This window comes from Prolixibacteraceae bacterium, from assembly GCA_019720755.1.
In the GTDB taxonomy this organism is placed as follows: domain Bacteria; phylum Bacteroidota; class Bacteroidia; order Bacteroidales; family Prolixibacteraceae; genus Halosquirtibacter; species Halosquirtibacter laminarini.
On record CP081303.1, the window covers coordinates 3,655,165 to 3,668,943 of the forward strand.

Sequence of the window (13,779 nt, forward strand, 5' to 3'; positions counted from 1 at the left end):
TTATCTTTCAACAGTAATAGCACCGTTCTGATGACGATTAATTGTAATATTAGTCTTATCGTTCGCTGCATCAACCTCCGCAACAGATTGCTCTACAATCGTTTGATTTGCAAGTTTCAAGACAGGAACAATCTCTGCACGACTATCATACTTATCATTATCTACATATCTAATACGATTATCAATCACTGCGTTCAACTTCACATCCGTCACAGGACCAGTACCTTTAATCTTATAGGTATTATCCCCAAAAGCCTCAATCGTAACTTTATCCGTATAGCCAGTTGCAGCTACCAAACTAGTCAAATAGATATCGCCATTAGTTTTTGGTTCTGCTTCATCTGTAGCACCTTTGACTCCAACATAAGAGATTGTCGTTTCCCATGCATCAATGTCATTGACTCCAGTCACAGAGAAGTTGTAAACAATATTGGCAAAACCTTGGTCATAAACCACAGTTGTATTACCCTCAATAATAGGCGCAACTTGCTCTGCATAACAGTATCTAGTTCCAACCACAGCCAAGTTCATATCGAATGTACTCTGTGTTATCTGAATAGGCAACATACGAAGGTTTTTACAACCATCTTTAACAGTCTCTACTTGGACATAGTAGTAATTTGCAACAGGAGCTTCAGGATTCCAATCAATCTTTACCTTTCTTAGCTTTCGATCAGCAGCAGTTGCTGCATCATTCTCGTCTGCATATACAGCCACAGGAGTCGTTTCTCCTTTGGCATTGGTAAAAGTTGCATCCACCCAAGCAGACCCACTCAACATCTTTACAGACCAACTCTCAGTTGCAGTCTCCTCAGTAGTAATACTATAGATATGCATTGCTCCTGGAAAAGGAGCGGTTCCCGTAGAAGTTACAGTAGACTTAGTTGTAGCATCCGTTCCTGCAGGATCTTGTGCAAAAACAGATCCTGAGATCAATAGAACAATAATCGAACTTGTAAACAATCTCATCATAATTCAACGATCAAGAAATTATATTGAAATATTAAGATTCTATAGAATAGAGCTAGTGTAAAAACACTAGCCCAAACTTGAATCTATTAAATTATTATTTTGATGTTCCGATAGTTTCTGCTGCTGCTTTACCAACTTTAATATCAGAAGTATTAGCAAGACCAGTATAAGTTACAACATCACTAGTTTTAGCTGTATTATAAGCAACAGTAAAATTACCAGAACCAGTTAAATCTGTATTTGTAATATTAGAGCGATCAACTGTAATAGAGTTTGTTATCGTTTTATCTAAAAGTACTTGATTAACTCTTACTCGTACATATACATTTTCATTAGTCAACACATCAGCTGTTCCATCATTAGATATAAAAAGATATTTATCTCCAACTAGGTTGATTGTTCCAAACTCAGTTGTAGAAGTAAAAGAACCTGCATCTTCTTTTACAATAGTAACTTCTATAGTAGAAAAATCAGTTGTTTTAAGAGCTGCAAAAGTTTCATCTGCTTGCTCAATTGTCATGTTATTGGTCATTGAAAACTCCCAAACACCTCCTACATAATTTGTTTTTACATCATAGATAAAATCAACATAACCTTTAGCACCATCGATACTTACTTCACCAGACTGAGTCTTACAGTATTGTGTAGCCATTGCAAATGGGTTCGTTATCAATGCCAACAAATTCTCTTGAACAATAATTGGAAAATCTCTATGAGTGGTACAACTTTCTTCTGAAGTTTCAGTATACACAACGATATATTCTCCCGCAGGCAATTGGTTACCAAATGTAAAAGTTCCTGTACGCTTTGTCGCAGTAATATCTGATGCATCAGGATCGACAACGGTATACCCAACACCCTTATTAGCCATTGCTATATTAGTAATTAATCCAGCATCAGGAATCAATGTATTCACAACAGCAGAGCGATCGGCTTTATTGACAAGAGACCAAGCTCCTGTTGTACCTTCCTCTTTTATATCTACACTATAAGAATAAACACCTCCTTGAATAGGCTTATCACCACCATAAGAAGTAATATTATACTCCATTGTATGTGTAACTTCAGTACCAGCAGGTGTAGTTGGAGTAGGTAATTTCTGTGCTTTTGCAGCCAAAGCGCAAATAAAAAGGGTTAGAATTAATGTAACTTTTTTCATCATAATTGTTTGTATTAATTGTTGCTTGTAAAATTTTAAATATAAATTTCGCTTGGTGAAGGTGTTTTATGAATAACCATTGTATAGATGACACTTTCTACTGTGCAAAATGGATCTTTAACCACAAGAATCACACTATAGCTACCGACAGGATAAGATTTCGTTGGGGCACTAGACAAGTCTGTCACTGTCTCGACCAAATTTCCACCTGCATCCTCTATGCGATAGCTCATCTCTAAGGCATCTCCATCTGCATCATTTACAGGTACAGAAGAAAAATCAAACGTTTCTGAGTAGGGTTTCCAATTTTCACCTTCGTTAGAACACTTTACTAAAACCACCGACGCTGTTGCTGTAATCGTTGGTTTTGTATTCAACTTAATATGAATCCTGGACGTTACTGAATTACAATGTTCCTCTCCTCCACTATCACGACTAGTTTGGGTCACATCCAACGTCACTTCTGTATGGCCACTACCAGTTGATGATACGGGCCACTTCACCTTGACACTAGACTTAGAGCTCTCACCCAGAATTTCCTCTTTACTAGAAAGAGTTTCATCTGGCATAAAAACACCATCACCTGAGACTTCCCACTTAATCTTGTCGAATTTATAATCATTCGCATCAACATCATAAGCAGTAGAGGCATCGACAGAGAAGGGGAATTCAACTCCACGATGACACACTAAAGGATTCGATTTCGAACCCCTTTCACCATCAGGTAATTCATTTACAGTCTGACCAAACAGTAGCATAGAGGAACACATGATTCCCCCCAAAAATACAAGCCTTATTTTTTTTAAACAACACATCAAACACCTATAAGCTTAACAACTTTTACCACTATTTTACGTCAATACACAAACACAACACTAGAGGCGATGCCCTACTAGCGATGCTACAAACATAGAATTTAAGTAGTTATCCACAAAGAGTTTCAGACATGTAAGTCTTATTATGGCACTTAGACGCAAAGGTCAACTCTAAAAATGATTGCTACCCCAATCTATAATAGGCTAATACATAGTTCTTAAAACAGTGAATAATATATCACAATTTAACGTTTACAATTTGTCACCATTTTTAAAAATCATGTCATAGATAAATAGTATTCCACTAGCAAGTATTTTAAGCCCAAACAAAGAAAATAAAATTAAAAACACAACAAACTTCACTACACTATATCTCTATTTATCAACATATTACAAACACACAGTAATCCATAATGACAAACAACAAAAAACCATTAACATAATAATTAAGATCTACATATTTTTTATATGTCATACTAATTTTAGATCATAATTTACTTAATTGATTAAAAGAAAACCTATGACATTTAAAGATCGAAAGAAGCAAAAAGGAGTGAACAAAATGTGTTAAAACATTTTGTTAAATATTGTTAAACATTATTATGTACACCTACAAATCGATCATTTTAACATAAAATGGTCTTTTAGAACATGATAATTAAAGACAATAAAGCACATTATTATACATAAGAATAGTGCCAATTATTCACACAATATTTGTTAATACATCACCCTCAAAAACACGGCAAGAATAGGGTAATGCTCTAAAAAAATCCCTGTCAAATATACAGTTTTACATAACTATAAATTCACAGGGATAATTTATAAAAAGTATAAGTTTAGCGAATCACTACTTAGGTTTCAACACAACAAATGGGATCAACATCTCTTCCATAGAGATCCCGCCATGTTGGAATGTATCGAAGTAGGTTGCAGAAAACTGGTTATAGTTGTTCTTATAAACGAAGTAATCATACGGTTTTGTGAAGATATACTTGGTGGAGACTTGAGGATGAGGTAAACCAATATCATTAGGACGTCCAACCTCAAACACTCCCTTAGAAGGATATTTCAAATTCCTACCCAACTTATATCTCAAGTTGGTATTGGTATTTCTTTCCCCTTGGATCTTCACAGGATTCTTCACACGAGTCGTTCCATGGTCGGATGTGATCACCACATGAATATCTTCGGAAGCCAACTTTTCTAGAAGGCCTTTCAACTGGGAATGCTCGAACCAACTCTTAGCCAAAGATCTAAAAGCAGCCTCATCGCCAGCAAGCTCTTTTATCATATCCATATCGGTGCGTGCATGAGAGATCATGTCAATAAAGTTAATCACCAAAACCGAGAAGTCGGCTTGGGTAATCTTTGCATAATGATCCATCACCTTCCCTCCTGTATGGGCATTCGACGCCTTAATAAACTGTACTTTCTCCTTTCTACGATAGCGTTCACACTGGCGCATAAGAAGGGTCTCTTCATGGAGGTTCTTAAACCCATCCTCCTCTTCGCCAACCCAGCAATCTGGATACATCGTAGCAATTTGATTTGGGGTAAGACCCGCGAAAAGACTATTTCTTGCATACATCGTAGCGGTAGGAAGGATACTGCAACACACAGCTTCTTTCACCACACTATAGTTCATTAGAATCAACTCTTTCAGAGCCAGCCAATGATCGAAGCGTAAGTTATCTATCACCAACATAAAGACCTTCTTTCCTTGATCCAAGATTGGAAATACTCCTTTAGATATTGCATTCACTGAATTCAGGGAGAAGTTCTGTATTCCGCTATCGTGCCAATCGTGGTAGTTGTTCTGGACAAATTTAAAGAAAGCTTGGTTGGCCTCTCTTTTTTGCATAGACAAAATCTCATCCATTGCATCATCCTTGCTATCTGAGAGTTGTAATTCCCACTGCTCAAGTTTTACGAAAAGACGTTTCCAGTCTTCTATATCACGACAATCCCCAATCTCTTGAGATATCTGCATAAAAGACTCACGATACCTCGTCGTCACATTTTGCGAGACTAGTTTCTCATTGTCCAACACCTTTTTTAGACACAAAAGAATCTGTGCAGGGCGAACAGGTTTAATCAAATAATCCGCAATCTTAGACCCCAAAGCCTCCTCCATCACATTCTCCTCTTCACTCTTGGTCACCATCACCACAGGCAAAGAGCTATCCAACTCTTTAATAAGAGGAAGCGTTTGCAATCCGGTTATACCAGGCATGTGTTCATCTAAGAAGACCACATCATAGTGATTATCACGAATAAGATCCAACGCATCGTGTCCGTTGGTAGCCTCTTCCACCTCATATCCTTTAGTATTCAAGAATATAATATGTGGTTTCAACATCTCTATCTCATCATCCACCCATAAAATTTTCATCGTATCCATACATTTAATCCTTCCATAATCTTCACAACAAGATAGGAATCGTTGGGGGGATACTCAAGAGAAAGGCTATTTTTTTATCACAGGATACCCCTCTTTTATATAGAACGCTCGATAATACTCCATCTCTTTCCCCTTCAGCAGGCGTCGTAAGTTCTCTTCAGAGATCATCCAAGCATCCTCTATTAGTGGAACAACCGCATCCTTCATGCGTTGGGTTTGTTGTAATTTCTCTAGATACCTCTTTGCATCTGCCATATTTTGGAGTCCTCGAACAAATATCAAGCTATGAGAGGCATCATAATCCTCGGCAGTCACCTTGAGATCTCTTCGTTTCACATCCTTGATATTGACAAACATCATCTGTTGTCGCACCTTGTTCACCGTTCTCACCTCTTTGTCAGTCACGAGCATCAACACGAAACGAATATCTTCTCTTTTCGTAAAGAGATCCTTTGGTACAGGAGCTGGAACAACAGCAGGTTTAGATACACTATCCACCCCCGCAACAGGAGCTTCTTTGGAGACGGTATTCTTGTCAGTCACTACAGCTGCTGCAGCCACTTCTGGAATCCCAATAGATTGACTCTGTTTAATGATCTCCTCTGTAGACATTGTATTTACCTTTTCAGGAGCACTCTTCTGAGAGGCTGTAACCTCTGAAGAAGATATCTCCGAACCAATCTCTTTCGTCTGTGATGTCGTGGTAGATTCAGGCTGTACAGAAGAAGCTTCCGTTTGCGTCACCACGCTCTCTGTATCCACTGCTACAAAATTGCCACTAGGCTTAGTCTGGCGTTTTTCATTCTCCATCTGTTTTATCAAAGCCATCGGATCGGATACTCTATTTTGTGAAACCACATCCGAGATATGGGTAGAGAAGTTTGCCATAAAGAACTTCTGATACTCTCTAGAACTCTTCTCTTCGACCACCGTGCGATAATTCTTAGAACTAATGACGTAATTCTTAAAAGGGGCTCCGTTGAGAGAAGCAAACACTCTAGACTGATGAATAATGGCATCAAAATATATCTTTGCAAACGAGCGATTCGGAAAATTTCTTACCACCACCAAAGCACGTTTCTCATTCAATTTCTCTACATCTACATCAAAATCATCCTCAGGGAAAAAGTCGATATTAAAATGAGCCACATCAAAACGCAATCGATTCAGATCGATCACCTTATTTGCAGTCACTTCAAGAACATAATAGTAGAATGTCTCTTCTGTCTTCTCAAATTTCTCATTCTCAAACTCACTCTGAATCTCCTCTCCATTTTGAATCTCTGAATGGATATATCCATTCTGCACCATTGTGGCAAAATCCTTCAAAGACTGTTCTGCTACCAAACCTTCAAGCTTAACAACTCTTGCCATCAAAGGGGAATTAGGGTAGTTCGTTTTATACGCTTTGATCAGAGACTCTAATTTTATACTTCCCTCCTGTGCTCCTTGAGATACCATTTGAATATAGGCAACTTTGGGCACCAAAGTAGTATCTTGTGGATTTGCCAACACTTTAGAACTTAGATCAAATGCAGTAGCATAGTCTGCTCTATCCAAGGCGATCACTGCATCTGCATACTGCTTCTCTTCCATTCGTTTTGCTGCAAGGAGTTCATCAAAAGCAGTAGGATCTTTCAAATATGCAGCCACTCGAGAATCTGGATACTCCGAAAGAATGCGTCTTCTATAATTTTGTGCTTCGACCGTTTTTCCATTTTTATCGGCAATATCATAAGCATAATATAACGCAGTCAATTTCAATGCACGATCTTTTGTTTTACGGATATAAAGATCAAACATCTCCAACGATGCTGGAATATCTCTTAAGTCTTCTCCATACACACGAGCAGCTCGGTAGGCAGCTCCTGCAATCTTATGATCAGAAGCAAGAAGCATGGAATCGCCTCGAGGTATATTCACCGTATAATAGGTTCGATCTATTGGAGTCAAGACGACCTCTTTTTTCTGTTCTTTCTCTTCAGCACCTTCAGACTGTGAGTCATCTGCCTGCTCCTCCCCTTGCATGTTCATCTCAGTATCTATCTTCGACTTATCGGTACGACGCCAGTTGTCTGCCAACTTTCGTTTTCCCCAGATATTTTGGAAATTACTTTTTCCAGTAGCTACAGTAGAAGGATTATAAAAATACCATCCCCCCGAAGAGGAATTTCCCGTTCGAGAGTTATTCCGATAGAGATCTGATTGGGTTCTATTTCGAATAAAATCGTTGTTCGACATCTCCTTCTGTTCGGCCTCTTTACGAAGCATCTCTTCTCTTTGACGACGACGCTCCTCTTTTATCCAACCATTAATTTTTTCATTCAGCACCTCTTTAGGAAGACTTGCCATATTCTGCAAACTATCTTCAGTCTCAATAATCTGAAGATTTTCGGTCAGAACAGTCAAAAATTTAGTCTTACGACGAATCTCTTTTGCATTCGGATAACTATCCTGGATCACTGCCACCGCAGTATCATAGTAACATTGACTTTTTCTATACTGTTTCTGATCAAAGTAGATATCTGCCAATCGTAGCGACGACTCCACTCTTTGGGTAGGATTGGTAGAAGAAAAAGATACCGATTTCATATAGTACTCCATCGCTAGATCCTGTTCTCCATGATCCCAATAGATATTTCCTAAGGCGAAATATATACGATCTTGGAAGTCTTCATTTTTCTCATCCCTCAAAAGACGACTTAAAATTCTTTTCGACTTCTTTAATTCCGTGCCATTATTATCAAGTTCATAGATTCCAATTTTAGCATAGAAAGCCATACGGTATGGAGTATTCAATCCCAACACCTTTTTGTAGTTCTCCGCAGCTTTCTCCTTCTCTCCCATCTCAGCATACAACTGTCCCAAGAGATACCAATACCGACGTTTGTCTCTTCCTGAGGATGGAAACTTCAAAGCCCCTTCCAAACGGGTAATAGCCTGAGAATAATTATCCTTTGTTATATGATAATTTGCCCAAACGAGCGAAATATCTCTTCTGACTCTTTTAGACAATCCTTTGTTTGCCTCTAATTTTTGAAGTATCACAATGGCCTCTTCCTCCTCCTCTTGAGCAAAATAGGAACGGACAATTCCGAGATTCGCGCGGTCAATCACCTCACTATATGGATATTTTTGAATCAATGCTTTGTAAACAAAAATAGCATCATCCAATTTCCCTTGACAGTAAAGCGCATCGGCTTTAAGCAGTGTGGCATTGTCCACCCAATCGTTCCACTCCCCTCTTTTCATAAAAGCGGCATCCCCGCTACCCTTCTTCGGTTTTACTTTGATAGAGTGTTTCTTCACCAACTTATCCGCTTTTGCAATCGCCTTTTTGAAGTTTGCCATTCCAGCATTGCGAGCCTCAGGAATATCTTCAATAAAAATAGGAAGAGGAATACTATAGTCTAACACATAGCTTTGTTTCACCCTGTCTAATCCCTCATCGTAAGCCTGTTTACCATTAAAATATACATTATAATGAGAAGTCATATTTTGAAAACGACGAGAAAGCGTTGTGTTGTGTGTAGTACCACACCTCACAAACAGTGCAATAGAAGAGATCGTCCAAAGGACAGTAATAATTTGAAACCTATTTTTAAACATATGTTTTGCGTTACTTCACAAATTAATCATGATACACATAAAATAAACTACTAAAACGATACTTTATTGTTTTAGTGAACCCAAAAGCCCTACGCAAATATTCGGAAAAGTATCTTGGGATACAAAAGGTAAAAACGGACGAATGGAAAATAGCCCTTTTTTACGTCTATTTCCCTAATATTTATAATTTTGTAGGTCTAAAAGTAATTGTCAACGATATGGACAGCAAATTTGTCATTTATAATACGCAATCGCGAAAGAAAGAGATATTCACCCCAATACACCCTGGTGCCGTTGGAATGTATGTCTGCGGACCAACAGTTTATGGAGATGCCCACTTAGGACATGCTCGACCTGCTATCACTTTTGATATTCTATTTCGTTACTTGAAGCATCTTGGACTGAAAGTACGTTATGTTAGAAATATCACCGACGTAGGACACCTTGTAAACGATGGGGACGAAGGAGAAGATAAAATTGCTAAAAAAGCAAAACTAGATGCTCTGGAGCCAATGGAGGTAGTACAACAATACACCAATAGCTACCACAAAAACATGAACGATTTGAATGTGCTCCCACCTAGCATTGAACCTACTGCCACAGGACACATCATCGAACAGATAGAGGTGATATCACAACTAGTAGAGAAAGGGTTTGCCTATGTTAGCAATGGTTCGGTATATTTTGACGTACGTAAATATGCATCGGTACATAGCTACGGAGAGCTTTCTGGTAGAAAAATCGAAGACATGCTCGTCAATACCCGTGAACTCGATGGACAGAGTGAAAAGAGATTTGGGTTAGACTTTGCTCTTTGGAAAAATGCGCAACCTGAACACATCATGCGTTGGCCTTCCCCTTGGGGAGAAGGGTTCCCAGGATGGCACACGGAGTGTACTGCCATGAGCTCGAAATATCTAGGAGATCAGTTTGATATTCATGGAGGCGGAATGGACTTAATGTTCCCTCACCACGAGGCGGAATTAGCACAGGCCAAAGCTTGTCATGGACACAATCATGTGAATTATTGGATGCACAACAACATGATCACTATCAATGGTCAAAAGATGGGCAAATCCTTAGGAAACTTCATCACTTTAGATCAACTATTTGAAGGAAAGCATGCCTTGCTAGAGCAAGCATACGATCCGATGACGATCCGTTTCTTTATTCTTCAAGCACACTACCGTAGTCCTTTAGACTTTTCAAACAGTGCGCTACAAGCAGCAGAGAAAGGGTATCAAAGGTTGATGCAAGCCATACAGAATATCGAACACTTAACGCCAAGTAAAAACGCTACCGTAGATATCGAGGCATTAAGGAACAAGTGTTACGATGCCATCAATGACGATTTAAATACTCCTATTTTGATTGCACACCTTTTCGATGGGGTTAAAACAATTAACTTGATCAAAGAGGGAACACAAAAAGCCACACAAAAGGATATCGATCAACTAAAGGAGCTATTCAACCATTTGGCTATTGAAATATTGGGGCTACAACCTCATATCGAAGGCGATCAACAAGCGGACGTACTATCCAATGTAATGGACCTGCTTTTGGATATCCGTTCTGAAGCAAAAACAAATAAAGATTGGGCAACGTCCGATAAGATACGTGACCAACTGAAAGCAGCTGGATTGGTGATCAAAGACACCAAAGATGGTGCGGAGTGGCATATACAATAGAGATAAAAATATCAGAAAAGAGATTCTGTAAACTTCAAGAGATCACAGACACCTCTTTAAAATAATATCTAAAAAAGGCGATGAAACCACTTCATCGCCTTTTCTATCTTAAAAAAAAACTACATCTCACGCTTTAACTGTTGCCACATCTCTGGCTCCAAATGAGCACCAGAAACAGCAATCACTTTAGAGGCCAAAAGAGCCCCTAGATAGCCACAACGAGAGAGTTCTAAACCATTGGCTACCCCATATAGAAATCCAGCTGCAAAGAAGTCTCCTGCCCCCGTAGTATCTACTACTTGATTCGAAAGGGTTGGGATATGTACTCGCTCCTTCATATGTTGCACATAAGCCCCTTCTGCCCCTACTTTGACTACGACAGTATCCACCATAGTAGACATCTCTTCTAGAGCCTCTATTGGCATCTTATCGGTAAAAGCACGCGCCTCCTCTTCGTTGGCAAAAAGAATATCTACATAATCGACAACAATCCCCTTCAGAAGAGATAAATTTTCCTCTACCACATTAAAGCTAGCCAAATCAATCGCGACCTTCAATCCCAATTGATGAGCCAAAGCTGCAGCAGAGGCAATTAATTCATGATTTTGAACGAGATATCCTTCGATCATAAAGATATCGAACCCATCAAAATAGCTGGGATGCACATCTGCTGCTTCCAAAGTAGCTGCAGCACCCAAATGGGTTGCGAAAGTACGCTCTCCGTCTGGTGTCACAAGCGAAATAGCGACCCCTGTTGATTCACTTCTCTTTTTCAAGAAAAGATCCACATCTAACGAGGAGAGTGATTGAGAAAAGAATGAACCAAAATCATCAGAACCGATGGCACCGATAAAGCCTGTTTTGATACCCATCGAAGCCAAAGCACCAATGACATTCGACACGGAACCACCTGAGGTGATTTTTTTTCTATTTTTTTTTGTCTCCTGATGAATTACATCCGATTGGATACGATCCACCAAAGTCATGCTGCCGCTCTTTAAATTAAATTTCTGTAATACAGAAGGATCCATTAACAATGTAATCTCGTCAACTAAAGCATTTCCTATCCCAATAACCTTGCTTTGCCTCTTTTGATTCATCTTCTTGAAATATTTTTATCTATTTTTTTTGCAAATATATTTTAGATTTCGGAAAAAGCTATTACATTTGCCACGCAATTGAGGAAAACATAACCCCTTTACAAAGGCGGTTTATACACTTCTCAAGACGTAGTTTCACTCCCTAGTAGCTCAGTTGGTTAGAGCGGCGGACTGTTAATCCGTAGGTCGTAGGTTCAAGTCCTACCTGGGGAGCTTTTTTAAAGCTCTGTTCTTTATTTATTTTATACTCCCTAGTAGCTCAGTTGGTTAGAGCGGCGGACTGTTAATCCGTAGGTCGTAGGTTCAAGTCCTACCTGGGGAGCTTCTTATAAAGACGCTTGTCTCTATAAGATCTTACTATATAAATTCCCTAGTAGCTCAGTTGGTTAGAGCGGCGGACTGTTAATCCGTAGGTCGTAGGTTCAAGTCCTACCTGGGGAGCTTTATTGTAAGAACCTCTTTTTTTAATACTAAACTCCCTAGTAGCTCAGTTGGTTAGAGCGGCGGACTGTTAATCCGTAGGTCGTAGGTTCAAGTCCTACCTGGGGAGCTTCTTCAAAGTTGAAACATCTGTTTCAACTTTTTTGTTTTATACCCATCTCTCTTTATTCCTCCATAAAAACAGAACACAGTAAAAACAATCCTCCTCCATTCTCCATTAGAAAAAATCATTTTTTATTGAACTCACTCCTTCCCAATTCCCCATTTTGAATACATTTTGGATAGACATTCCATACCCTTTGGTTACCCTTAGAGTAACCAAAGGGTAAAGGAAGGGTATCCGAAGGGTAAAGGAACCTACTTTAAAGTAGGGATCTAAAAAAATTGGGATCAATCCAGATATCAGGTGAACTAAGCATATATTTTAGTCAAACGATATAGGAAAAAAGGTATATCTGATACTCCTCTATGTGTAGCCCTAAAAGCTTTTATTTTTGCATTAAATGATTCAGCACAAGCATTAGTATCTCTATTCAGGATCATGCATTATTTGTCAACCATGTTATCACGGTATTTGTAGTTGCCAAATTAAGTTTCTGCAGTTAATACAACAAGTTTGAAATAAATAGGTTCATGCCATATTTTTGATGTATATATGTCGTTGAATTTTGTTGTAACAACGCCTGTGATCCTCTGTTTTAGTCAGGTCCCTGAGCTTGTCGAAGGGCTCAGTAATCTATATTCTGACCAGTCCTCCTAAAATACCACCTAATCCAAGGTAGAGGTATAAAAATTACTTAGCACTGTCAGAAAAAGTATGTGACACGATCCAAAACGTACAAATGAAGAAGGTTTCAACCATATTTACGACCACTTAATTGAATCCATAATGTAAAGTTATTTCCGAGTAGGCATCGAAGGTCCATTTTTCTGAAATAATTCACCATCCTAATAAGTCATTTCACCCCATAAAATTAGACTATTCAATAGTTTTCATTCAAAAAAGAGGTGGCTCATAAAATAGATTTGTAACGAATTAATAAACAAATTATAGATGAAAAAGATTTTATTCGTTGCTATCCTATCAATAATGTATGTTAGTACGATCGTTGCACAAGAGAAATATCTAGGAGCAAGAATAGGTTACAATGCAACTTATTTTCAGAATGATGGAAGCAAAATTGGAGAAACACAAGACAACTACTTTGTATCGATATACAAAGATACCAAGATCATTCCTTTTTTGTTCTTCCAAAGTGGTTTAGAGTATACAAAGGCAGGAGGCAGTGTGAATCAGCACGATTATGCAATTCACTACCTAGGAGTTCCATTAGGAATCAAAGCAAAATTGGGCCCGTTATTTGTAACAGGAGGAGCTACTTTCAACGTTCGAATATCAGAGAAAAATAATCTCTTTGAAAATTCTAGTAAATGGTACGATACAAATGTTTTTGCCCAAGCTGGTGTAGAAATCCTATTTTTAACCCTCGATGTGAAATACATATGGGGTCTGACAAATATTCAAAACGACATGACCAACCATGGAGTTCAAGCAGGTATTGGATTTCGCTTCTAATCGACATAAATCATA

Annotated in this window: 8 protein-coding genes and 4 tRNA genes; 6 read left to right on the forward strand and 6 right to left on the reverse strand. The window is 38.6% G+C overall.

Annotation, left to right across the window (positions count from 1 at the left end):
* From K4L44_14480 to K4L44_14500, 5 genes are all read right to left on the reverse strand, one after another.
* On the reverse strand, window positions 1-972 hold the full coding sequence (locus tag K4L44_14480; GenBank protein ID QZE13755.1) for a hypothetical protein: 972 nt from the start codon (window positions 970-972) through the stop codon (window positions 1-3).
* A gap of 94 nt (window positions 973-1,066) precedes the next feature.
* On the reverse strand, window positions 1,067-2,134 hold the full coding sequence (locus tag K4L44_14485) for a hypothetical protein (protein ID QZE13756.1): 1,068 nt from the start codon (window positions 2,132-2,134) through the stop codon (window positions 1,067-1,069).
* Between the two features lie 32 nt (window positions 2,135-2,166).
* Window positions 2,167-2,889 (reverse strand): hypothetical protein, encoded by a 723-nt coding sequence (locus K4L44_14490; protein ID QZE13757.1) that lies wholly within the window; start codon window positions 2,887-2,889, stop codon window positions 2,167-2,169.
* Window positions 2,890-3,796: 907 nt separating this feature from the next.
* On the reverse strand, window positions 3,797-5,350 hold the full coding sequence (locus K4L44_14495) for a PglZ domain-containing protein (GenBank protein QZE13758.1): 1,554 nt from the start codon (window positions 5,348-5,350) through the stop codon (window positions 3,797-3,799).
* Window positions 5,351-5,416: 66 nt separating this feature from the next.
* Window positions 5,417-8,959, reverse strand: a complete 3,543-nt coding sequence (locus K4L44_14500) for a tetratricopeptide repeat protein (protein QZE13759.1) — start codon at window positions 8,957-8,959, stop codon at window positions 5,417-5,419.
* 218 nt (window positions 8,960-9,177) lie between these two features.
* Here K4L44_14500 and cysS point away from each other — a divergent pair, with 218 nt between their 5' ends.
* Window positions 9,178-10,647: a cysteine--tRNA ligase gene (gene cysS, locus K4L44_14505; GenBank protein QZE13760.1), complete on the forward strand. Its 1,470-nt coding sequence runs from the start codon at window positions 9,178-9,180 to the stop codon at window positions 10,645-10,647.
* A gap of 119 nt (window positions 10,648-10,766) precedes the next feature.
* Here cysS and K4L44_14510 read toward each other — a convergent pair whose 3' ends face one another.
* Window positions 10,767-11,747 carry an adenosine kinase gene (locus tag K4L44_14510; GenBank protein ID QZE13761.1) on the reverse strand — a complete coding sequence of 327 codons (981 nt, stop codon included), beginning with the start codon at window positions 11,745-11,747 and terminating at the stop codon, window positions 10,767-10,769.
* A 139-nt stretch (window positions 11,748-11,886) separates the two neighbouring features.
* On the opposite strand from K4L44_14510, the gene K4L44_14515 reads away from it, so the two are divergent.
* The 5 genes from K4L44_14515 to K4L44_14535 all read left to right on the forward strand — a co-directional run bounded on the left by K4L44_14515 (window position 11,887) and on the right by K4L44_14535 (window position 13,764).
* Window positions 11,887-11,960, forward strand: a tRNA-Asn gene (locus tag K4L44_14515).
* A 35-nt stretch (window positions 11,961-11,995) separates the two neighbouring features.
* Window positions 11,996-12,069: transfer RNA gene (locus K4L44_14520), tRNA-Asn, on the forward strand.
* Between the two features lie 45 nt (window positions 12,070-12,114).
* Window positions 12,115-12,188, forward strand: a tRNA-Asn gene (locus K4L44_14525).
* 35 nt (window positions 12,189-12,223) lie between these two features.
* Window positions 12,224-12,297, forward strand: a tRNA-Asn gene (locus tag K4L44_14530).
* Between the two features lie 945 nt (window positions 12,298-13,242).
* Window positions 13,243-13,764, forward strand: coding sequence for a PorT family protein (locus K4L44_14535; protein QZE13762.1), 522 nt, complete (start codon window positions 13,243-13,245; stop codon window positions 13,762-13,764).
* The last annotated feature ends 15 nt before the right edge of the window (window positions 13,765-13,779 follow it).